Consider the following 20,495-nt stretch of genomic DNA (forward strand, 5'->3'; position numbering starts at 1 on the left):
TCCGTCAGATCACGCCGAGCGACTTGCCGACGCGCACGAACGCGGCGACCGTCTGGTCGATCTGTTCAGGCGTATGCGCGGCGCTCATCTGCGTGCGGATGCGGGCGCGGCCGCGCGGCACGACGGGGAACGAGAAACCGATCACGTAGACGCCTTCACCGAGCAGCTTGTCGGCCATGTTCGTCGCGAGCTGCGCATCGCCGAGCATCACCGGGATGATCGGATGCGCACCCGGCACGAGCGTGAAACCGGCTTCGGTCATCTGCTTGCGAAACCGCGCGCCGTTCTCGCGCACGCGCTCGCGCAGTTTCCCGCCTTCGTCGCTGCCGAGCAGTTCCAGCACCTTCAGCGATGCCGCGGCGATGCTCGGCGTAAGCGTGTTCGAGAAGAGATACGGGCGCGAGCGCTGGCGCAGCAGCTCGACGACTTCGCGACGCGCGGCGACATAGCCGCCCGATGCGCCGCCGAGCGCCTTGCCGAGCGTACCCGTGATGATGTCGACGCGGCCTTCGACGCCGCAGTGCTCGGGCGTGCCGCGGCCGTGCGTGCCGATGAAGCCGACCGCATGCGAATCGTCGACCATCACGAGCGCGCCGTAGCGATCGGCGAGATCGCAGATGCCTTTCAGGTCGGCGATGATGCCGTCCATCGAGAACACGCCGTCGGTCGCGATCAGCTTGTGGCGCGCGCCCGCTGCATCGGCTTCCTTCAGCTTCGCCTCGAGATCGGACAGGTCGTTGTTCTTGTAGCGGAAACGCTTTGCCTTGCAGAGGCGGATGCCGTCGATGATGCTCGCGTGGTTCAGCTCGTCGCTGATCACCGCGTCGTTCTCGTCGAGCAGCGTCTCGAACAGCCCGCCGTTCGCATCGAAGCAGCTCGAATAGAGGATGCTGTCCTCGGTGCCGAGAAAGGCGGCCAGCGCGCTTTCCAGTTGCTTGTGCACGGTTTGCGTGCCGCAGATGAAGCGCACCGATGCCATGCCGAAGCCGTCCTGGTCGAGGCCGGCCTTCGCCGCGTCGATCAGGCGCGGATCGTTCGCCAGGCCCAGGTAGTTGTTCGCGCAGAAATTGAGCACGCCGGCACCGCCGGCGAGCCGCACGGCTGCCGCCTGGGGACTCGCGATCTCGCGCTCGGTCTTGTAAAAACCGTCTGCGCGGATCTGGTCCAGCGTCCCGCGCACCTGGGCGAGAAAGGCATCACGCATCGCAAAGCTCCTGACAGGGTTTCGCATTCCGCAACGCGCCACTCGTGGCGGCGGCGCAACGGCCTGCTACTGTTATAGTCGGTCGTTCGGTTGACCGCATTTATCCGATATTCCGAACTAGAATTCGAAATACCGAACAACTCTAAGCGAACGGAATCCAAATGGCAAGTTCCTCCGGTTCGCGGCGCACGCCTGCCAGCGCCGCACCGCAACCGCCGGCCGCCACGCCGCCGCGTGTCGGCGAGCAGATCCAGCGGCTGCGCAACGAACGCAAGCTGACACTCGACGACCTGTCGCGCGCAGCCGGCGTATCGAAATCGATGCTCTCCGAGATCGAACGCGACAAGGCCAACCCGACGATCGCCGTGGCGTGGCGGCTGACGAACGCACTCGGCATCACGCTCGACGAGCTGTTCTCGCAACCGAAGGCGCCCGAGACTATCCGCGTCGACGGCCCGCACGACATTCCGACACTCGCCGGCCATGACGGCCGATACCAGTTGCGCGTGTGGGGCCCGATCGACCTCGCGGGCAAGTTCGAGTGGTACGAGCTGACGCTGCCGGGCGGCGGCGCACTGATATCGAACGCCCACGAGCCCGGCACGCGCGAGCACCTCACCGTGCTGCAGGGCGCGATGGAAATCGAAGCCGCGGCGGCAAGCCGGCGCCTGAAGGTAGGCGACACAGCGCGCTACCCGGCCGACGAGCCGCACGCGATCCGCAATCCCGGCAAGGCCGAGGCGCGGGCACTGCTGATCGTGATACACCGCTGACGGCGCGGATAGCCGGCCGAAAGGCCGATTGCAGGCCAGTTGCGGAAAATACTGTATGTTTGTACAGTATACGGACATTCCGCCATGCATGGGCTGGAGCCGGCGCACCGAGGCGCCTGCCCGGTCGACAGGAGCCTGCAATGACAGAAGAACAAGATTTGGCCGCGCTCAGCTTCAAGGCTGCCGCGCACGACCTCGAGCTGATCGTTCGCCATATCGCCGGGCGTTATATCCGCCAGCGCGTCCCGCTGACGTGGCGCCTGCTGCATGCGATCGAAGCCGAGGCGCTTGCCGATCTCGGCTTTGCCAGCCGGCACGAGGCCGGCATGCGTCAATTGTTCGAACGGCCGTCGGACATGACGTTTCCCGAAACGGACGATCCGATCGACTTCGGGCGCTCGAACGCGCTACCCGCCGTATTTTCGTTCGCGGTTCTGGCATACGAAGCCGCGTCAACCTCGAACGACACCGCGCCTCGCGAGCGGGCTCACCGCCCGTCCAAGGCGTGGGGCGACTGACTGCCCGCCCAGGCCGCCACGCGTGGCGGCCTTGTCCTGCCCCTTGCCTCTTGATGCCCGAGACGTTGCGGAAAGGGCTACCATACACGCAACTAACGGAATAAATCACATGTCTCTTCCCGCCTCTCCCGACATACCGGCACGCCCGGAAGAAATGGATCTGTTCGACCGCGGCGCGTCCGACTGGATCCTCTCTCCCGAAGCTGCATTCGATGCATGGCTCGCCATGCAGGACTATCGTCGCTCATCGGCCGACGTCTATCGCGCGCAATGGGGCGCGTTTCTCACGTGGCTGCGTACGCACCAGAAGAATCTGGCGACGGTCGATACGGCAACCATCGCGAATTTCGTCGGCGAACTCCCGATCCGGAAAACCCAGCGGATGCGCTATCTGCGGCTGATCGAGCGCGTGCTCGACCATATCCGGCGCACCGAATACGCGTCGACCAACCCGGCCCGGTTCATTGCTCAGGATGGCGAAGCGAACTGGCGCAAGGCTCGCGACAACGAACCTACCGGTTTCCTCACGCCGGCCGAGCGCGCGACGTTGCTCACGTACCTGTTTTCGCCGATCGGCGTATCCGGTTCCGCGTACTGGAAAGAGCGGCGCGACCGCGCGCTCGTTGCCGCGTTTCTCGGCGCCGGCATTAAAACCGGCGAAGCTCGTGCACTTACGATTAGTTGCATCAATACGGCTGGAACCTCGCTGCAGATCGAGTCGACGCACCCTGATTTCGCGCGCGAAACCCATCTAGCGTCGTTCGCGATCGCCCTGCTCGAAGCCTGGCTCACCGAACGCAAGCGCCAGGAGATTCCCGGTGAGCTCGTGTTCCCCGCATCCCATGCCGGGCGGCCGATGCACAAGGCGACGATGCTGCGCGCCATCGACGCGATCGTCGAATCCGCCGGGCTCACGTCGTCACGCACCGCACGCGCCAGCCCGCAAACCCTGCGTAATACCTACGCGGCCGAACTGTTCGAACACGACGTGCCGCCCGAACGAGTCGGCAAATGGCTGGGCTTCATGCGACCGATCTCGTCGAACCGACTGCATCGCGCATGGAAGAACTGGCGCGACGGTCTGGCCGACAACAATGCCGACGGTGACGCGTCGGGCATCGACGAAACTCACTGATCCTCAAACAGCTGCTCACGCCAAGCGATCCGTGAGCAGCCTTGTGCGGCACAGCCTCACCGTTCAATCGCTCCCGAAAAACCTCACCTCAAGCTCCCCGGATCGTCTCACCTGTGCAGTGCCGCCGCCCATTGCGTCACGTGCGCACAAAGCGGGCGACGGCTTCCAATCGGGATGGCCATGCGCCCGAAGCGTGTTCGCACTCGGGGCAGGCCACTTCAAAACCCTCTTTTCCGTGTGACAGCTCGGGCTCACCGTCGCAATGCGGACAATGGGCCGGTACCGGAGTCTCTTGATCCAGTGAGGTGCCGATCGCGGCAAACGCCTCCGCATCCAGTTGCCCGGCATCAGCCAGGCGGCGGATCAGCGCGGCGATTTCCGGATTCATTCCGCGGCTCGCGCGCAGCAAACTCACATCGCGCGTCGCGCGTTCCAGTTCATCTCCCTGGCTGCGCAACTGTTCTTCGAGCCGGTCTGCACGCGCCTTGGCCGCACTCAATTGCTGCAGGAAATCGAATTCCTTGCGCTGAACGTCGCGTAAGCCGTTCTGGTAGGTCGACGCCGTGCTGCGCAACGAATCCAACTCGACCAGCATCGGTTTGACGCGGCGTTCGGCTTCGGCCACCGCGTCCTTGATTTGCTGCGCGTAGTGCTCGGTGCGCTGCTGCAGTTCGGCTTGAAGCGCATCGATGCGGTCGCGCAGCGTGGCGTTCTGCGCCTGCTCGGCTTCGATACGGCCGGCCGCCGCAGCCAGCTCCTTCTCCAGTCGAGCGACTGTGGTGAGTAACGTCGCTTCGCTTGCCGAACCGTGCGTCGTTTGCGATGCAAGCTGGACTTCGAGTTCGGTCACGCGCGCCTGCAATTGCTCGTTTTTCGCTTCGCCACGTGCGAGCGCGCCTTCGAGCGTCTCCTGGCGGACGATTGCGTCGCGCAACCGCTGTTCGGCGTCGGCCACGCCGGCGCGGACCTGTTCGCGATCGCCATCGAGGCTGTCTCGCGCGGCTTTCAACGCTTCTTCATAGAGTGCCCCGAGCAATGCGCCGGCTTTTTCCTCGACGGCTTTCGGAATTGCGGCACCGTCGAGCCTGACCTTGGAGGCGGAACGGATGCGCTCCCAGAAATGGTCGATGTCTTTCGGGATATCGCTGGCGCTGCCGGTCTGGGTGAGATCGCGGACGTTGGCAGCCGACGGCCGGATGCCAAGATCGAAGAACAACCGCTTGCATGCATGCAGCGACAATTCCTGCCGTCGCGCACCTCTTGCACGCAGCGATTCCAGTTCGTCCCGAATGGTTTGGCGTATTTCGTCCAGGGTCATCGCTGTGCTCACAGACATTGAAGTGTGGCAATCATAACGAAATACGTACTTATCGATACTTGTTTCGGCTCAACGTTGTGAATTTGCGTCGCTTTGCACAGAAATCGGATCTGTGAGCCGATCTGGGCGACTGTGGTCCAGAATTCCGTGAAACAAAGCGAAGAAAGTTAGCCAAGTCCTTGTCGTGCAAGCGTTTTTCTGTCGATCCCGAATTTCGGCATTTGTTTCACATGACAACGGCTCCGGTTGCCTGTCGGTGTTCAGGGGTTGGGGTGTCTGTGGAAAACTCTGCAGCGGATGTCTTGAGAGTATTAGAAGTAAACACCCTTGAACCCTTAGTTAAAAACGTTAACGCCACGGCACAGCCTTATGCTGCAAGGCTTTCCGGCCGACAAGGTGAAGTTTTACGGGAGCCAAGGTGATCTTCTGCGGGAGCTGAAGTGATGGGGTTCAGGGAGCTGCGTGAGCCGTTGCGGGAAAGGTCGTGAGCGGATTCGGGATCACAGTGAAACACGAGATTTCCCAAAGGTGAGGTTTTTCGGGGCCTCACAGCCACAGAACCCGCGCTGTGCCTGACTGCACAGTTTTCTGCCTGTGCAGACATAGGTGAGAATTTGCGGGACCTTCTTTGCGCCCCGATTCTGCCCATCTTTTAGGCAGTTTCTGTGAAAGGTGAGGTTTCACGGGACTCCGCGGGCGTTTGGTGTGAGGATTTCCGGGAAAGGGACGCCATTTTGCACAGCAAAAGTGCTCTCGTGGGCCTGTGATGCACTAAAGGTGAGGTTTTTCGGGAGGGGAATCCGGGTTTTCCTGCCCGGATCCCGCTGAGGTGAGCTTTTTCGGGGCATGGATCACAGACTGTGATTCGGGCCACAGGTGAGCCTTTCCGGGAATGGAATTTGCCCGAAAAATGGTCAAAGGTGAGCGTTTTCGGGATCCGTGGACGGCCGAATTGGCCGAAAAGCCCGCCAGGACTGGAAGAAATCTCGTTTTTGCTGTGCCTCTTTTTGGCACAGGTGAGATTTTTCGGGGGGCGACATACCGTTGTCGTATGAAGGATTTTCGTCGAAAGGTGAGGCTTTTCGGGGGATGTCGGCGGTGCACAGCCAAATGCCTTCTGTGCATAAGTATCGGAAGGCATTGAGGTTTTTGATACCGCGTCGGTTACGGTGAGGTTTTTCGGGAGCCATTTCCGTGCCAGAAGTGGCACAGCGATTTTTCGGTAAGGTGAGCGTTTTCGGGAGGCTCTGATGGCGGATCCCGCGCGTGCCGGGCATTCGTCGGCAGTCAGATGAATGAACATGCTGTGCTCAAGGTGAGTTTTTTCGGGACCCGATACGGTTTGTGCGCTGTACAATGCGCGCCCGGGCCGACACAGCAGGTTCGTTCGGGTCCCGCGGGCCGGTTTGGCGGGCGTATTCCGGGGTGGCGAACCCGATCACGATCGCCCGGAGAGTCGCGCCTGTACATGCATACAGGCCTGAACGGGTCGTATCGGGAAGTGCGATGAGGTGGGATCGCAACCCTGTGCCGAACTCACGGCAGCGCAGTCGTAAAATTACGACAAATCGAAAGGTGAGCCGATACGGGAGTGCATTTCGCACGTTCCGGGCACAGGTGAAATTCTGTGAATCGGCGCATCCCGCAGCACGTCTGGACGAGTCCGGAACGCTGCAAATCCGGACCGGTGAGGATTTTCGGGAGCGCCTGGGGTGAGTGCCGTTTTACGCGCGCACTTCACCCGCTATGGTGAGCATGTCGTTCTGGACGCACTTCACCGCAGACGCTATCCTTCCGGAAAACTTCTCCTCCGACCCGACGTATGGCCACGACGAAGCGCGCCAAGAAAACCGATGTGGATGTGGTGAGTGCCAGTTCAGCCGAATTGCGTAAGGCCGTCGAGGCGATCGCAATTCAGCCGAAGAGCGGCAAGATCACGCTCCTCACTCGCAAGCTGTTCAATGTCCTGCTGGCCGTGGCGCAGCAGGCCGACGACTCGGGCGATACGTATCGCGCGCTGCTTTCGGACATCGTCGCCAACTCCGCCTTCGATTCGAACGACACCGCGCTGGTGAAGGAACACCTGCGCCGCATGGTGTCGGTGCAGGTCGAATGGAGCACGGGGACGTCGAGCCAGAAGCCGGGACGCAAGTGGGGGATCTCGACGCTGATCGCCGACGCCGAAATTCTCGAGGATCCGGCGACCCGCCGCGTGTGGGTCGAATTCTCGTTCGCGCCGAAGATCAAGAAAAAGCTGCTCGACCCGGTCCAGTACGCGCGCCTGAGCCTGCAGTTCCAGAGCCAGCTGCGCAGCAGCGCCGGCCTCGCGCTGTACGAAATCTGCGTGCGCTACCTGACGAACCCGAGCCACCTGACGATGCGTGAGCCGTGGGAATGGTGGCGGCCGATCCTGTCGGGCACGCCCGACACGGAAGCCGGCGACGAAGCGAAGCGCGAGTACAAGTACTTCAAGCGCGACTATCTGCGTCCCGCGATCGCGGAAGTCAACGCGGTCACCAACATCTTCGTCGAGCTGATCGAACACCGTGAAGGGCGTCGGGTCGCGGAGATCCAGTTCCGTGTGACCGAGCGCAAGCAGCCGATGCTCGCGCTCGACGAACATCCGAACGTGTTCGACAGCACGCTGGTCGACCGGATGGTGAAGATCGGGATCCCGCTGAAGGAAGCGCAGACGCTCTATGCGGACAGCGAGGAAAACCGCATTCGTGCCGCGCTGCAGATGACCGAGCAGCGGATGCGCAGCACGACGCTGCCGCCGGTGCGCAGCGCGCCGGCGTTGTTCAAGGATGCGCTGAAGAAGGGTTATGCGCCGCCGGTCGAATCGGTCGACGCACTGCCTGCCGGCACGCCGCCTGCGAAGATTGCGGCGGCCCAGCCGGACGACCTGAAGGCACGCCTGTTGAGCGAGTTCGCTGCGTTCCGCCGCAAGGAAGCGAAGGTGCTGTACGAAGAGCAGGGCGACGCCGAGCGCGAAGTGGCGCGCGAGTCGTTCGAGTCGGAGGCGCTGCCGACGATGGGCACCCATCTGCGCGACGACTGGCGCAAGCGCGGCCTCGATTCCAAGCTGGCCGAGACGGCCTTTTTCGACTGGCTGGCCCAGAAGACCTGGGGCGAGCCGACGGACGGCGACCTGCTGTCGTTCACGCTGAACCAGTCGCGGGCCGCCTGAGGCCCGCTCAGGCCCGCTGACGGGCCGCCGCCGGCCCCGCCCTCGGTTGGCGGGCCCGGCATCTTCACCAGGCCCAACCGGCCGTTTCCGTCACTCCGACAACAGCATCCGCTCGAGCTGCTCGAGGATCGCGTCGCGCTTGTCCTTCGGGAGGCCGCGCAGGCGCAGTTCGATGCGATCTTCGCCATACGACTTCAGGTCGCCGACCGACTTGCCGCCAAGCTTGATCTCGAGACGCTGCGCATAGCGCTGACGGCCGGCAGCCTTCGGCGTTTCCTGCGCCGCGACGCGGCCCTTGACGATGTCCGACACCTGGCGCGTGCTGAGATCGTCCGACACGATCTTGTTGATCAGCCGCAGCGTGGCCTCGGTGCCGCGCGCATTGTGATAGCGGCCGACCTGATACGCCATGTTTGAACCGAAGCGATCGGGGCGCGCGACCATTTCCTGCATGATCGCTTCCGGCAGTTTGCCGATCGACAGGGCGACGGCCACCGTCGATTCGTCGAGGCCGAGGTGCTCGGAGAGTTCCTTCTGGCTCTGGAAATGCTTGTCGTCGAGGAAGCGGCGCCATACGACGGCGTTGTCGAACACCGTCTGCGAATCGCGCTGGACGTTGAGATCGTAGCCGAGCTTGTAGCTCTGGATGCCGATCGGCACGTCGATCACGATCGCCTTGACCGACTCCTTGTTGGCTTCCTTCAGCGCCCGCACGCGGCGGCCGCCATCGCTGACGAAATACGTGCCCGGATTGTCGTAGTCCGGAATCACGTGGATCGCCTGCTGTTGCCCTTGCTTCGCGAGGTTGACCGCGAGTTCGGCAATCGACGATTTCAGATAGAAGTGCCGCGGATTGAACGGGCTATGCTTGATCGCCTTCAGCGACAGCTCGATCACCTGCCCGGGCGCATAGCGGTTCTCTAGACGCCACGCACGATATTGCGCCGATTCATCGATCGACGGATCGAGCGTGAGCTCGGGAGCGGGCTGCGGCGCGGTGTCTTTCTTCGCCGATTTGGTCGGCGCCGGGGTGGGGGTCTCGGACTTGACGATGCCGTCGATCGCATTGAGTCGATCGAGCGCCGTGCGTTTCTCGCTCGTCGTGATATCCGGGCGCGCTTGGAATCCTTTGGCAAATTGGGAGGGTTTCATGTGACTCCTTTGTGCGCATAAAGTCAGGGCAGCATGGCGACGATTTCGTCGGCGCATGCGCGAATTTCCGTGGCGGCCAGCTTGCCGCCACGATCGTTCATCTGCAGCACGGTCTGACCGAGCGCCATCGCCTGCTTGTACGCCTCCCGGGTCGGGATCTGCGTTTTCAGCAACGGGAAGCCGAGTTCCTCGAGCGCGCGCTTGAGCTCGCGGGTCAGCATGCGCTTCTCTTCGGTCTTGTTCAGCAGGAAGACTGCGCGGAGGTCTTCGTTCATGACCTGCGCCTGCTGGATCAGTTTGACCAGCCCAACGCTCGACCAGTAATCAGCCGGCGACGACGACGTCGGAATCACGGCAATCGATGCGGCCAGCAGGACGACACCCGACACTTTCTCGGTGATCGACGGCGGGCAGTCCACGACGATGATGTCGTAGTCGTTGATGAACTTCTTGATCTCGCGATGGATCTGGCCATCGGCTTCGGCAAGGTTGACGACCGGAAACGGGATGCCGTTTTCGCTGTCGCCGGATGCGCTCGACCAGTGAACCAGCGTGTTTTGACGGTCTGCGTCGATGACGAGGACGCGCTTCCCTTTTTCATGGAACGCGGCACCGAGGTGCATGGCAATCGTGCTTTTGCCGACGCCACCTTTTTGTTGAGTGACTGCAATGATTTCCGCGGCCAATTTTCACTCCTATTTTGGTCGTTGGAATTCTACAGGACGATATTTGAATTTCAATGAAATTGTCGTTCGACAACTACGCATTGGCCATTCGGGCTATCGGTTTATGCGCATAAACGAACCGGAGATGGCGAGTGGCCCGATTGGATGGTGTAGCGGATGTCTGTAACGTCGATGAACGAGGCGGGGCTTGAGTCATCAAGTGTGGCGCCGTCGGTGTGAATAGCGAGTTGCCGCGGGATCGTGGTGCGCTGTCCTTTCGTTCGATGAGGCGGTTGGGGCTGAGAGTTTGTGCGCATAAACTCCGCTGAAACCGAGGCTGTCGATCGCGTGACCAGGGGGAGCGGCATCTCTGAGAGTGGAGTGTGAGCGGTATGTCCTGGCCCGGTACACCGCGTTGAGGCATGCCACTGAAGCCGTGTACGTCGGCACACCCCGCTGCCTTTGGGCGTCTCGTTTATGCGCATAAACTGCGGCCGATGGCGATGGCGATGGCGATGGCGATGGCGATGGCGATGGCGATGGCGATGGCGATGGCGATGGCGATGGCGATGGCGATGGCGAGCGGCGAGCGGCGAAAGATCACACCCCGACTGCTCCGGAATCCAGTGCGCGGCGATTGACCAGCGGGCATGTCGACGTAGCAATCGCATCCACGTGAGGACGTTTCCACTGTTACCACGCCGCGAATCGAGCGCTGCCTCGCCCGGCAACCGCCCACTTTATGCGCATAAACCAACCGACGTACGACGCACCCGCCCGCCTCCTTTCCGGTCGGAACCTCCCATCGTATTGATCTGGCGTGCGGCACCTCGATCCGTCATCCCGTGACAGAAAGCCGCTCACCTTTATGCGCATAAACACATCAACGCAACGCCGTGAAGTGCATCCCGAACAGCACTCCCTTCTCATGGTCCGTCGCACAACCTCATCCATCTGCTTCCGCGAAGCAGCAAATCCACTCGAAATCCCGCGATCCCGCGCCAACCTCCCGGCCCGGACACCCGATGCAGACTGGCTACAATACGGGGCTCTACCCTCCAGGCTTGAATGATGATCACGATCTACCACAACCCCCGATGCTCGAAGTCGCGCGAGACGCTTGCTTTGATCGAGTCGCTGAATACCACCGGTGCGCCTCTGAATGTCGTCGAGTACCTGAAGACGCCACCGACGGTAGAGGAACTGGAAGCACTGCATCGGCAGCTTGGCCGCCCGGTTCGAGACATGCTGCGCGACGGAGAGGAACCGTACAAGACGCTGAATCTGGCCCGCGCCGATCTAACCGACGCACAAGCCTACGCGGCGATTGCCGCTCATCCGATTCTGCTGCAGCGGCCCATCGTCGTTTATCGGGGCAAGGCCGCCATCGGCCGGCCGCCCGAATCGGTGCAGGCGCTGTTCGAATAATTCTTGCCCGCCGTATTTTTCTGATTGCATCGGCCCGCTGCAAACATCGGCATTCGAAGCCGATCCGATCGCCGGACACCATGCGACCACCACCCGGGCGATCGCAACCAAGCAAGCCGCCCCTAGCCTTCCCCGGACGACCCGTCGTCGTCGTCCGGCCCCCGCCCCGCCGCCGCTTTCGCGGCTGTCCGCAGCAGTGCGATCTGACCGCGATAGGCCCTGCAGCCACTGCAGGTCGGCAGGTGTACACGCACCTGCAGGCGCTCATGCAGGGTCAGATGCCGGTCCAGCGCATCCGACAGCAGTCGCGTCACGTCAGTACATTTCCCCGGCAGCATCTTCGGTCGTCAGTCCTTTTTCACTGAGGCAGGTTCGCAGGCGCGTGCGCGCCCGATACAGCAGCACGCTGCAATGATTCGTCGTCAGCGTCAATTCGCTGCAGATGTCCGTAATCTCGACGTCGAGGAATTCGCGCATCATGAACACGCGCCCGATCTGCTCCGGCAGGTGGTCGAGGCAGGTCTGGAACAGCGTCCAGAACTGCTGCTGCTGCAACAGCGTTTCCGGTCGCGGCCACGGTCGCGGCTTCGCATGCGCGGCCCAGTGCCCGTTTTCCTTGAACAGCTCGCGATCGAGCGCCGATTCGCCGTCGAGCTCGGCATCGAGCGCCGACAAGCTCACCGTGCGCTGCCGCGCGCGCAGCACGTCGATCAGCTTGTTGCGCAGGATGCCGAACACCCAGGTCTTGTGGGCCGACAGCCCGGCGAAATCGCCCGCGTGCGACCACGCGGCGGCGAGCGCTTCCTGCACGGCGTCTTCGGCCGCGTCGGCATCGCGGAGCTGGAGTCGCGCGAAGCGCAGCAGGTCGCGCCGCAGTTGCGCGAGATAGGCGGGATCGTCGTATTCGGACGGCATGTCTGGGTTGCGGTGTCTCGAGGCAATCGCGTGCGCCACCAAGCGGGCGCGTCGCGGTGCGAGCAGCTTACTGGGCGCGGTGCCCGCCTGCAATGCATGTTCCGTCACGAATTCACGAAACCGGTCGACGCGCTGCGCTATGCTTGCCGAACCCTGTGTCGCGTGTCGACCTCGACACGCGGCGGGCAGTTTGTAACGTCAGATCATAACGGTCAAGTTATCCACAATTTCTGTGGAAAACCTTGTGGAAAGTCGGCCGGCCGGCCCCGTGGGGCGGTTCGCGGGCTGGCTTGCCTATAAACAGACCTTTGTCGCTCGTTCGGAAGCAATCGATCCGATTCCTCACTCACCGGAAGGAGAATGTCATGTCCTATCGCATCGCTGTGGTCGTCGGCAGCCTGCGTCGCGCTTCGTGGAACCGCGCGCTCGCGCACGCCGTGATCTCGCTCGCCCCCGCCGATTTCTCGTTCGAGTTCGTCGAGATCGGCGAACTGCCGCTGTACAGCCAGGACTACGACGCGGATTTCCCGGAAGTCGCGAAGCGCTTCAAGCAGTCGATCGAAGCCGCCGATGCGCTGCTGTTCTTCACGCCCGAGTACAACCGCTCGATTCCGGGCGTGCTGAAGAATGCGCTCGACTGGGGCTCGCGTCCGTGGGGTTCCAATTCGTGGTCGGGCAAGCCGGGTGCGGTGCTCGGCACGTCGCCGGGTGCGACGGGTACCGCGCTCGCGCAGCAGCACCTGCGCAACGTGCTCGCGTACCTCGACGTGAAGACGCTCGGGCAGCCCGAGATGTTCATCAAGCACGATCCGGCACGCATCGACGATCAGGGCCAGATCGTCAGCGAAGACACCCGCAAGTTCCTGCAGGGTTTCGTCGATCGCTACACGGGCTGGGTGCGCTTGCTGAAGTCGGCCTGAGCGTCGCCCCGTTCATGCCGCCGGCGCCGGCCCGCACGTAGCGGGTCACGTGCCGGCGTGTCGCGCGTGCCGTGCGTCGCGCGCTTCGCGGATGCCCAGCAGGATCTCGTCGAGCAGCGCGATGTCGAACGGCTTCGACAGCACGCGGACGTTGACGGTGCGCGTGCGGTCGAGTTCCTCCGCGTAACCCGTGACGAGAATCACGGGCAGTTTCTCCGGCCGCTTCTCGACCGCTTCGGCGAGGTCGATGCCGTTCAGGCTGCCCGGCATGTGGATATCCGAAATCACGAGGTCGAACGCGTCGTTCGCAGCCGCGCCTTCGATCAGGCGCAACGCGTCGTCGGCGGTGGGCGCGTAGGTCACGCGGTGCCCGAGCAGCGACAGCAGCGCTTCGGTGCCGGCCGCGACTTCGCTGTTGTCCTCGACGAGCAGCACGTGCAGGCCGGCGAGCGCGCCCGTGCCCGCGTCGTGCGCGACCGCCGGCGGCCGTGCGACGACATCCTCGGCGCGCGCGCGCGGCAGGTAGAGGCGTACCGACGTGCCGGCACCGACCGCGCTGTCGATCGTCGCGAGGCCACCCGAGCGTTCGCAGAACGCGAATACCTGCGGCAGGCCGAGCCCCGTCCCCATCCCCTGGGCCTTCGTCGTGAACAGCGGCTCGAACGCGCGGGCGAGCACGTCGGGTGCCATGCCCGAACCCGTATCGTCGAGTGAGATCTGCACGAAATCGCCGGTCAGCGGAAAGCCGTCCTCGCGACGCAGCGTCACGTTGCGCGCGCCGACCGTGAAGCGGCCGCCGGCCGCCATCGCGTCGCGCGCGTTGACCGCGAGGTTGATCACCGCGAGTTCGAGCTCGGCGACGTCGACGCGGATCGGCCACACACCGGGCTCGATCGCGACGACCAGCGACGATTTCGAACCGAGCGACGTCTTCAGCAGTTCGCGGCATGTGCCGACCCATTGCCCGACGTCGATCGTCTCGTTGTGCAGCGGCTGCTTGCGTGCGACGCCGAGGAGCTGGCGCGTGAGCGACTGCCCGTTCTTCAGCGCGCGTTCGATCGCGCCGAGCTCCTTGTCGAGATGCTGGACCCCGCGCCGCCGCACGATCTGCACGTTGCTCGAGATGATCATCAGCAGGTTGTTGAAATCGTGCGCGACGCTGCCGACGAGATTGCCGAGCGCCTGCATCTTGCGCGACTGCCGGTACGCCGATTCGATCGAACGGCGCATCGACGCTTCGGCCTGCCAGCGGTCCCACGCCTCCTCTTCCGCCTTCAGCCGCTTGAGCGACAGCCAGATCACCGACCACAGCGCGACCGACGGCGCGAACATCGAGAGGAACAGCACGCTCAGGTGTTCGTACCATTCACGCCAGATCGCCGACGTGCGATACGAGCACGTCACGTAGACGGGATAGCTGCCGACCTGGCGATACGCGACGATCTCGCTGCTCGCGCCGTCGTGGCGCACCCGCACGACACCGGCGCGCGGATCGTTGCGTGCGTCGCCGAACGTGACGGCGCGGTCGGTGTGCGCGAGTGCCGGCGGCGGCGGATACGACGCGATCACCGCGCCGTCCGAGCGCGCGAGCGCCATCGTCATCGGCGTGCTGGCGCCGCCGAGCAGGTCGCGGTAGAACGCGTTGAAATACGACGACTTCAGCGCGATCGACACCATTCCGGCGAACGAACCGTCGCTATGGCGACGCGCGACGCCCGTGTTGAACACGGGAATGTTCTCGAGCTTGAGCGGCCCCATCATCAGCCGCGAGATGTGTTCGATCACCTTGCCGTCGCGAATGCCGGCGAAATCGTCGCGGTTCGCGATCGACGCATAGGGCGCCGGATAGTAGAGGCTGTTCGCGAGCAGCATCCCGCTCGCGCCGAAGATCGACACGGCCGCCACCTGCGGATAGCCGCCGCCGATCGTGTTCAGCGCTTCGTGGATGTCGGACTCCCTGTTGCGCACGGTCGCATCGTCCATGTCCTGCACGAGATCGACGATGCGCGCATCGAGCGTCTCGCTCAGGTCGAACACCTTGAGCGCGTGCTCCTCGGCAACCCGCACGGTGCGCATCGTCACGTCGCTCGCGGCGGCCTCGCGCGTCTTCAGGTCGTTGTACGCCATCACCACGACGTAGATGCAGGGCAGCACGATCGCCGCGACGAGCAGCACGATCAGCGTCACGCGTCGCACCGCGAAATCGTGCTCGGGCGCACCGGACGCATAGTTGCCGTCGTCCTGCCAGTCGTCGGCGGGCGTGGAGGCGGGAGCGTGGGAATCGGCGGGCCGGTCGGACGTCATCGAGGAAGCGGGTGAGGCGAAGGTGCCTGCCATCATAAACGAGTTGCAACGGCCCGCCGAACGGCCCCGGATGCACCCGGACGCAAGTAATCCTGTCGATTTCGACAGGGGGAATTCGTCAGATTGAAAACGCGACGAATCCGGCAGCGCAAACGTACACAAGGAAAAATTTTGCGTGCTTATCTCGAAAATGGTCGCGGCTGTTTTCGGAATGGCGCATGTTCGGACCGATTCTGTCCGAAATGGTGAATATGGCGAGTTGCATCGCCTCCGGTTTACTCCGAGAATCGCGCCTTGCTTTCCCTATGACAGATATCTGCGCCCGCCGGCATTCGCCGCGCGGCGCGTCGCGCGCGCCCGCGTTGCGGCGCCCGCGCGCGGTTGCAAGGCGGCTGCCCGCGCCCGAACGCATCGGCGCCTCAAGAAGTGCGCCGCGCGGTCGTTAACGCGAGAGAGACCATTCCGTATACCGCATCGCCCCATGCCTTTGCCGATTGTAATTGCCGACGATTCGCTGCTCGCTCGCAAACTTCTGACAAAGGCGCTGCCGGGAGGCTGGGACGTCGATGTCGCGTATGCCGCGAATGGTCGAGAGGCCTTGGCGCTGTATCGTGACGGCAAAGCTTCCGTAATGTTTCTGGACCTGACGATGCCCGACATGAGCGGATATCAGGTGCTGGAGACACTGCGCCACGAAGATCTGAACACGTTCGTGATCGTGGTATCCGCCGATATCCAGCCGCAGGCGCAAGCACGCGTGCGCGAATTGGGCGCGATCGCATTCGTTGCCAAGCCCGTGACGTCGGAGGCATTGCTGCCCATTCTCAAGGAGTATGGGTTGTATGCCTGACTCGGTGTTCACGGCGGAGCAACGCGACGCGTTGCAGGAGATCGCCAACCTCGCAATGGGCCGTGCCGCCGCACGGCTCGCGTTGTTGCTCGGGCGCTTCATCGAACTGTCGGTGCCGCGCGTGCGGGTCGTGAAAGCGACCGACGCGGGCGATGCGCTGCGCGAGATGACGGGCATCTACGACAACGTGACCGCCGTGCGCCAGGGCTTCCGTTCCGACATCAAGGGCGAGGCGATCGTGCTGTGCCGTACCGCGAGCATCGCGCGGCTCATGTCGGTCGTCGACCGCACGTTCGGCGAAGGCGTGTACGGCGGGATGGCGACACCCGACGAAGTCGTGTTCGACGTCGCGAACGTGCTGATGGGCGCCTGCGTCGCATCGATCCTCGACGAGCTCGGGCGCAAGCCGGTGTTCTTTCCGCCGGGGCTGCTCGGCGCGAACGTGTCGTTCGACGACGTCTTCCAGCCGACCGAGCTGGCATGGAGCGTGGCATTGCTGCTCGAGGTGAACTTCGGGCTCGAGGACCACGCGTTCCGGGCTCACTTCGTGATGCTGATGGCCGAGGATTCGATCCGGCTGATGGGCGACGCGCTCGACGCGTTGCTGTCCGCGCTATGACGGCCGCTACCCCGTCGCTGAGCGATCTCGTGATCGAGCGGGTGGGCTTCGGCCTGTTCGTGCTCGACCGCGCGATGACCGTACTGATGTGGAATCGCTTCATGCAGGACCACAGCGGTATCCCGGCCGCCGACGTGATCGGCCGCAACCTGTTCGACTGTTTTCCCGACCTGCCGCGCGCGTGGCTGTCGCGCAAGCTCGAGAGCGTGTTCCAGCTCGGCAGCTTCGCGTTCAGCTCGTGGGAGCAGCGGCCCTACCTGTTCCGCTTCGAGCACGACCGGCCGATCACGGGCGGCGTCGACTACATGCAGCAGGACTGCACGTTCATGCCGCTCACGCGCGGCCGCGACGTCGAGGCCGTGTGCGTGACGATCTCGGACGTCACGCACGTGAGCGTGATGCAGCGTGAGCGCGAGGAGGCGGTCGCGAAGCTGCGCGAACACGCGAATCGAGACGGCCTGACCGGCATCGCGAACCGGCGCTTCTTCGAGGCGCGGCTCGGCGACGAATTCGCGCGCTGGCAGCGCTACGGCGGCGACATGTCGGTGCTGCTGTTCGACCTCGACCACTTCAAGACGATCAACGACCGTTTCGGGCATGCGGCCGGCGACGCCGTGCTGCGCGAGACGGCGCGCCGCGTCGCGTCGATCGTGCGTGCGCAGGATACGTTCGGCCGCTTCGGTGGCGAGGAATTCGCGCTGCTGCTGCCGTGCACGAATCTCGACGAGGCGATGCTCGTGGCCGACAAGGTGCGCGATGCGATCGGCAGCGTGCCGGTCGATGCCGAGGGCGTCAGCGTGCCGGTGACGGCGAGTGTCGGCGGCGCGTGTGCAAAGGCGGGCGCGACGACTTGCGACGTGCTCGTCAACGAGGCCGACGCCGCGCTCTATCGCGCGAAGCGGCTCGGGCGGGACCGCTCGGTGGCCTACGCGTAGGCGCACCCGCACCGCCCTGCTGCGCGCGGAGCGGATGCGCTCCGCGCGTGCCGTGCTCAGCCTTTCGCGATGTCGGCCAGCACGCCGGCCAGGACGGCCGGCTGCGACATGAACGGCGAATGGCTGCTGTCGAGCTGGTGCACGTGGGTCGGGTTGCCGGGCGCGAACGCGTCGGCTTCGTCGATGAAGCGCTGCTGCAGCGCGGGCAGGATCACGCGATCCTGCAGGCACTTGATGTAGTGGCGGTCGATCGCGCCCCAGCGCGCGGCCGTCGTCGGGATCGCGGTCGCGAACGGCGCGGCCGGCACGTCGCAGGTCATCAGGTTCGCGACGGCTTCGAAGTCGGCTTGCGGCACGTCGTCGTACAGCGCGCGCTTCGCGAGCTCGCGATACGCGGCGTCACCGCTGCGCGGATCGATGCGCAGCGCACCGGCGACGCGCGGGCTCGCCAGCATCAGCGGGCCGAGCATCTCACCCTTGTTCTCGGGCGCGCGCACGTAGTCGAGGCCCGGCACGCCCGACGCGGGCATGAAGGCCGAGAGATAGACGATCTTCGCGATTTTCCCGGGCGCGCGTTCGGCAGCCGCCGTGATCGCGAGGCCGCCCATGCTGTGCCCGACGAGCACGACCTTGCCGTGGCCGAGCGCGTACGCGTCGTCGACCGCCTGCATGACCTGCGTCGCGTAATCGTCGAGCGTCGTGTTCGCGACCGGCGACGGCTCGGCGCCGAACGCATCCTTGTCGAGCGGGCGGGTGAAGTAGGAAGCCGGAAAGCGGGCGTTGATGCCGTGCGCGGGCAGGTCGCGCGCGATCGACAGGTGGCCGCGCTCGGCCAGTGCGGCCGCAACGTGCGCATAGCACCAGGCGCCGTGCCAGGCGCCGTGCACGAGCACGAAAACGGGATGATCGGACTGCGGGGTGGCGCTTGCGTTCGTCTCCATGGTGTCCGGGTCTTCAGATTTTGAGAAAGGTGTCATCTTAGACGAACCCGCGCGCACCCAGACGGGCCGCTTTCGATCTGTCCCTCTTGTCTCGTACAGGCCACATTTCGTCCGTATCCGATATGAATTTATCCCGAAGCGCGCTAATTTGTTGCTTTGCCTGCGATTGCGCCCCATGAACGTCGACTATCTCTTCTATCGGAAGCCGAACAAACCCGGCCCCTATTCGCTCGACGACCTGGGCGACATCGCGCCGCCGATCGGTCCGGGCGACCTGATACGCGCGGGCATCGCGCGTGTTTTCGCGCAGATCGACTGGCAGGAATCGCCCGACGTGCCGGGTGCGTGGTTCGGCACGGGCGGCGCGGTGTTCCAGTTCACCGCGGAGCCCGACGGCCACGTGACGAGCTTCATGGGCTCGCGCCTGGAGCGTCGCTCGATGTTGCAGCTCACGCGCGAGATGGGGCTCATTGCGCTCGACCTGCAGCGCGACATCGTCTACGGCTGACGCAGCGCCGGCGCAGGTTCCCGCCCGGGCCGGGCGCCCTTGCCGGCCAACGGCCTCCGGCATGCCGCCGCATGCGGCGAGTGTCCGCCATCGAACTTCAAAGATTGCTATACTTTCGCCCAATTCCGGCTTCCGGCCGGTAATTTGTGCCTGTCTGCGTCGATCGTTCGCATATCTCGCACGCATTTGACGCCCTGACCATCCCAGCCGGGCATGGCTTCTTCAATCGCCCCGCGTGGGTGTCTCCGTGGAGCTTGTCTTGGCCGTTTCCAATTCCGTCGTGGACGAACAAGAAACCGACGCCGCTGCCGTCACATCGGGCAGTTCTTTCTATCTTGCGATGCGCATCCTGCCGGCCGTGCAGCGCGATGCGATGTTCCAGGTCTATGCGTTTTGCCGCGCGGTCGACGACATCGCCGACAGCGACCTGCCGCGCGCCGAGCGCAATGCGGGCCTCGATCGCTGGCGCGCCGACATCGACGCATGCTACGCCGGCCGGCCGCCGCGCCACCTGGCCGCGCTCGACCGCGAGATCCGTGCATTCAACCTGCAGCGCGACGATTTCCACGCGATGATCGACGGGATGGCGATGGACGCGGTCGAAGACATCTGCGCGCCCGACGAGCCGACGCTCGACCTCTTCTGCGATCGCGTGGCGAGCGCGGCCGGCCGTCTGTCGGTGAGGATTTTCGGGATGCCTGAAGCCGAAGGGATCAAGCTGTCGCATCACCTCGGCCGCGCGCTGCAACTGACCAACATCCTGCGCGACATCGACGACGATGCGGCGATCAACCGCTGCTACCTGCCGCGCGAGCTGCTCGCGCGCGAAGGCATCGCGATTACCGACCCGGCGACGATCGTGCGCGATCCGGCGCTGCCGCGCGTGTGCGCGACGCTCGTCGAGCGCGCGCTCGAGCATTTCCGCCAGGCCGACGCGGTGATGGATACGTGCCCGCGTGCGCAGGTGAAGGCGCCGCGCATCATGTCGGGGGCGTATCGCTGCATTCTCGAAGCCGCGATCGCACGCGGCTTCGCCTTCCCGCGCGCGCCGCTGCGCAAGCCGAAGGCGCGCATGCTGATGATCGCCGCGCGCTACGCGCTGTTCTGAGTCGACCGAGTC

The 20,495-nt window shown here is 64.1% G+C and carries 20 protein-coding genes; 11 read left to right on the forward strand and 9 right to left on the reverse strand.

The window, feature by feature from the left end; all coding sequences use genetic code 11:
- Positions 1 to 4: 4 nt before the first annotated feature.
- Positions 5 to 1,204: a glycine C-acetyltransferase gene (locus ACTJLD_RS38795; RefSeq protein WP_440661430.1), complete on the reverse strand. Its 1,200-nt coding sequence runs from the start codon at positions 1,202 to 1,204 to the stop codon at positions 5 to 7.
- Positions 1,205 to 1,365: 161 nt separating this feature from the next.
- On the opposite strand from ACTJLD_RS38795, the gene ACTJLD_RS38800 reads away from it, so the two are divergent.
- From ACTJLD_RS38800 to ACTJLD_RS38810, 3 genes are all read left to right on the forward strand, one after another.
- Positions 1,366 to 1,977: a helix-turn-helix domain-containing protein gene (locus ACTJLD_RS38800; protein WP_021163719.1), complete on the forward strand. Its 612-nt coding sequence runs from the start codon at positions 1,366 to 1,368 to the stop codon at positions 1,975 to 1,977.
- 140 nt (positions 1,978 to 2,117) lie between these two features.
- Complete coding sequence (locus ACTJLD_RS38805) at positions 2,118 to 2,495, forward strand: DUF2471 family protein (RefSeq protein ID WP_021163720.1); 378 nt, start codon at positions 2,118 to 2,120, stop codon at positions 2,493 to 2,495.
- 109 nt (positions 2,496 to 2,604) lie between these two features.
- Positions 2,605 to 3,630, forward strand: a complete 1,026-nt coding sequence (locus tag ACTJLD_RS38810) for a tyrosine-type recombinase/integrase (protein WP_060083908.1) — start codon at positions 2,605 to 2,607, stop codon at positions 3,628 to 3,630.
- A gap of 136 nt (positions 3,631 to 3,766) precedes the next feature.
- On the opposite strand, the gene ACTJLD_RS38815 is transcribed toward ACTJLD_RS38810, so the two are convergent.
- Entirely contained in the window at positions 3,767 to 4,948 is a 1,182-nt protein-coding gene (locus tag ACTJLD_RS38815; protein ID WP_060083907.1) for a DNA-binding protein, read from the reverse strand.
- 1,822 nt (positions 4,949 to 6,770) lie between these two features.
- On the opposite strand from ACTJLD_RS38815, the gene ACTJLD_RS38820 reads away from it, so the two are divergent.
- A complete protein-coding gene (locus ACTJLD_RS38820) occupies positions 6,771 to 8,138 on the forward strand; it encodes a replication initiation protein (RefSeq protein WP_021163723.1) in 1,368 nt (455 codons plus the stop codon).
- A 90-nt stretch (positions 8,139 to 8,228) separates the two neighbouring features.
- Here ACTJLD_RS38820 and ACTJLD_RS38825 read toward each other — a convergent pair whose 3' ends face one another.
- From ACTJLD_RS38825 to ACTJLD_RS38835, 3 genes are all read right to left on the reverse strand, one after another.
- Positions 8,229 to 9,290: a ParB/RepB/Spo0J family partition protein gene (locus ACTJLD_RS38825; RefSeq protein ID WP_021163724.1), complete on the reverse strand. Its 1,062-nt coding sequence runs from the start codon at positions 9,288 to 9,290 to the stop codon at positions 8,229 to 8,231.
- Positions 9,291 to 9,313: 23 nt separating this feature from the next.
- Positions 9,314 to 9,976 carry a ParA family partition ATPase gene (parA, locus tag ACTJLD_RS38830; RefSeq protein ID WP_027790199.1) on the reverse strand — a complete coding sequence of 221 codons (663 nt, stop codon included), beginning with the start codon at positions 9,974 to 9,976 and terminating at the stop codon, positions 9,314 to 9,316.
- 454 nt (positions 9,977 to 10,430) lie between these two features.
- Positions 10,431 to 10,559: a hypothetical protein gene (locus ACTJLD_RS38835; protein WP_279609057.1), complete on the reverse strand. Its 129-nt coding sequence runs from the start codon at positions 10,557 to 10,559 to the stop codon at positions 10,431 to 10,433.
- Positions 10,560 to 11,023: 464 nt separating this feature from the next.
- On the opposite strand from ACTJLD_RS38835, the gene arsC reads away from it, so the two are divergent.
- Positions 11,024 to 11,383: an arsenate reductase (glutaredoxin) gene (gene arsC, locus ACTJLD_RS38840; protein WP_059523093.1), complete on the forward strand. Its 360-nt coding sequence runs from the start codon at positions 11,024 to 11,026 to the stop codon at positions 11,381 to 11,383.
- 122 nt (positions 11,384 to 11,505) lie between these two features.
- Here the strand turns inward: arsC and ACTJLD_RS38845 are convergent, their stop codons facing one another.
- Entirely contained in the window at positions 11,506 to 11,721 is a 216-nt protein-coding gene (locus tag ACTJLD_RS38845) for a zf-HC2 domain-containing protein (RefSeq protein WP_059495285.1), read from the reverse strand.
- Positions 11,699 to 12,298 carry an RNA polymerase factor sigma-70 gene (locus tag ACTJLD_RS38850; RefSeq protein ID WP_027790201.1) on the reverse strand — a complete coding sequence of 200 codons (600 nt, stop codon included), beginning with the start codon at positions 12,296 to 12,298 and terminating at the stop codon, positions 11,699 to 11,701. The genes ACTJLD_RS38845 and ACTJLD_RS38850 overlap by 23 nt, the downstream gene beginning before the upstream one ends.
- Positions 12,299 to 12,663: 365 nt before the next feature.
- Between ACTJLD_RS38850 and ACTJLD_RS38855 the strand changes: the two genes are divergently transcribed.
- Entirely contained in the window at positions 12,664 to 13,218 is a 555-nt protein-coding gene (locus ACTJLD_RS38855; protein ID WP_011353625.1) for an NADPH-dependent FMN reductase, read from the forward strand.
- Between the two features lie 45 nt (positions 13,219 to 13,263).
- Here the strand turns inward: ACTJLD_RS38855 and ACTJLD_RS38860 are convergent, their stop codons facing one another.
- Entirely contained in the window at positions 13,264 to 15,522 is a 2,259-nt protein-coding gene (locus ACTJLD_RS38860; protein WP_059693255.1) for a hybrid sensor histidine kinase/response regulator, read from the reverse strand.
- 481 nt (positions 15,523 to 16,003) lie between these two features.
- Here ACTJLD_RS38860 and ACTJLD_RS38865 point away from each other — a divergent pair, with 481 nt between their 5' ends.
- The 3 genes from ACTJLD_RS38865 to ACTJLD_RS38875 are packed head-to-tail and all read left to right on the forward strand — an operon-like array spanning position 16,004 to position 17,926.
- Positions 16,004 to 16,372 carry a response regulator gene (locus ACTJLD_RS38865; protein ID WP_021161390.1) on the forward strand — a complete coding sequence of 123 codons (369 nt, stop codon included), beginning with the start codon at positions 16,004 to 16,006 and terminating at the stop codon, positions 16,370 to 16,372.
- Positions 16,365 to 16,991 (forward strand): chemotaxis protein CheC, encoded by a 627-nt coding sequence (locus tag ACTJLD_RS38870; RefSeq protein ID WP_021161391.1) that lies wholly within the window; start codon positions 16,365 to 16,367, stop codon positions 16,989 to 16,991. Before ACTJLD_RS38865 ends, ACTJLD_RS38870 begins: the two co-directional genes overlap by 8 nt.
- Positions 16,988 to 17,926 carry a GGDEF domain-containing protein gene (locus ACTJLD_RS38875; RefSeq protein ID WP_060174097.1) on the forward strand — a complete coding sequence of 313 codons (939 nt, stop codon included), beginning with the start codon at positions 16,988 to 16,990 and terminating at the stop codon, positions 17,924 to 17,926. Before ACTJLD_RS38870 ends, ACTJLD_RS38875 begins: the two co-directional genes overlap by 4 nt.
- 56 nt (positions 17,927 to 17,982) lie before the next feature.
- Here ACTJLD_RS38875 and ACTJLD_RS38880 read toward each other — a convergent pair whose 3' ends face one another.
- Positions 17,983 to 18,867, reverse strand: a complete 885-nt coding sequence (locus ACTJLD_RS38880) for an alpha/beta fold hydrolase (RefSeq protein ID WP_440661436.1) — start codon at positions 18,865 to 18,867, stop codon at positions 17,983 to 17,985.
- Between the two features lie 175 nt (positions 18,868 to 19,042).
- Here ACTJLD_RS38880 and ACTJLD_RS38885 point away from each other — a divergent pair, with 175 nt between their 5' ends.
- The gene (locus tag ACTJLD_RS38885) at positions 19,043 to 19,375 is read left to right on the forward strand and encodes a hypothetical protein (protein ID WP_027790205.1); all 333 of its coding nucleotides are present in this window, start codon (positions 19,043 to 19,045) and stop codon (positions 19,373 to 19,375) included.
- Positions 19,376 to 19,634: 259 nt separating this feature from the next.
- Positions 19,635 to 20,483, forward strand: coding sequence for a presqualene diphosphate synthase HpnD (hpnD, locus tag ACTJLD_RS38890; protein ID WP_027790206.1), 849 nt, complete (start codon positions 19,635 to 19,637; stop codon positions 20,481 to 20,483).
- Positions 20,484 to 20,495: the final 12 nt, after the last annotated feature.

It is taken from the genome of Burkholderia sp. 22088 (genome assembly GCF_052045915.1).
GTDB lineage: Bacteria > Pseudomonadota > Gammaproteobacteria > Burkholderiales > Burkholderiaceae > Burkholderia > Burkholderia cepacia.

Bases quoted from the DNA above. Each gene is read 5' to 3' on its own strand.
- ACTJLD_RS38795 (WP_440661430.1), bottom strand. From the start codon at position 1,204: ATGCGTGATGCCTTTCTCGCCCAGGTGCGCGGGACGCTGGACCAGATC.
- ACTJLD_RS38800 (WP_021163719.1), top strand. From the start codon at position 1,366: ATGGCAAGTTCCTCCGGTTCGCGGCGCACGCCTGCCAGCGCCGCACCG.
- ACTJLD_RS38805 (WP_021163720.1), top strand. From the start codon at position 2,118: ATGACAGAAGAACAAGATTTGGCCGCGCTCAGCTTCAAGGCTGCCGCG.
- ACTJLD_RS38810 (WP_060083908.1), top strand. From the start codon at position 2,605: ATGTCTCTTCCCGCCTCTCCCGACATACCGGCACGCCCGGAAGAAATG.
- ACTJLD_RS38815 (WP_060083907.1), bottom strand. From the start codon at position 4,948: ATGACCCTGGACGAAATACGCCAAACCATTCGGGACGAACTGGAATCG.
- ACTJLD_RS38820 (WP_021163723.1), top strand. From the start codon at position 6,771: ATGGCCACGACGAAGCGCGCCAAGAAAACCGATGTGGATGTGGTGAGT.
- ACTJLD_RS38825 (WP_021163724.1), bottom strand. From the start codon at position 9,290: ATGAAACCCTCCCAATTTGCCAAAGGATTCCAAGCGCGCCCGGATATC.
- arsC (WP_059523093.1), top strand. From the start codon at position 11,024: ATGATGATCACGATCTACCACAACCCCCGATGCTCGAAGTCGCGCGAG.
- ACTJLD_RS38845 (WP_059495285.1), bottom strand. From the start codon at position 11,721: ATGCTGCCGGGGAAATGTACTGACGTGACGCGACTGCTGTCGGATGCG.
- ACTJLD_RS38850 (WP_027790201.1), bottom strand. From the start codon at position 12,298: ATGCCGTCCGAATACGACGATCCCGCCTATCTCGCGCAACTGCGGCGC.
- ACTJLD_RS38855 (WP_011353625.1), top strand. From the start codon at position 12,664: ATGTCCTATCGCATCGCTGTGGTCGTCGGCAGCCTGCGTCGCGCTTCG.
- ACTJLD_RS38860 (WP_059693255.1), bottom strand. From the start codon at position 15,522: ATGACGTCCGACCGGCCCGCCGATTCCCACGCTCCCGCCTCCACGCCC.
- ACTJLD_RS38865 (WP_021161390.1), top strand. From the start codon at position 16,004: ATGCCTTTGCCGATTGTAATTGCCGACGATTCGCTGCTCGCTCGCAAA.
- ACTJLD_RS38870 (WP_021161391.1), top strand. From the start codon at position 16,365: ATGCCTGACTCGGTGTTCACGGCGGAGCAACGCGACGCGTTGCAGGAG.
- ACTJLD_RS38875 (WP_060174097.1), top strand. From the start codon at position 16,988: ATGACGGCCGCTACCCCGTCGCTGAGCGATCTCGTGATCGAGCGGGTG.
- ACTJLD_RS38880 (WP_440661436.1), bottom strand. From the start codon at position 18,867: ATGGAGACGAACGCAAGCGCCACCCCGCAGTCCGATCATCCCGTTTTC.
- ACTJLD_RS38885 (WP_027790205.1), top strand. From the start codon at position 19,043: ATGAACGTCGACTATCTCTTCTATCGGAAGCCGAACAAACCCGGCCCC.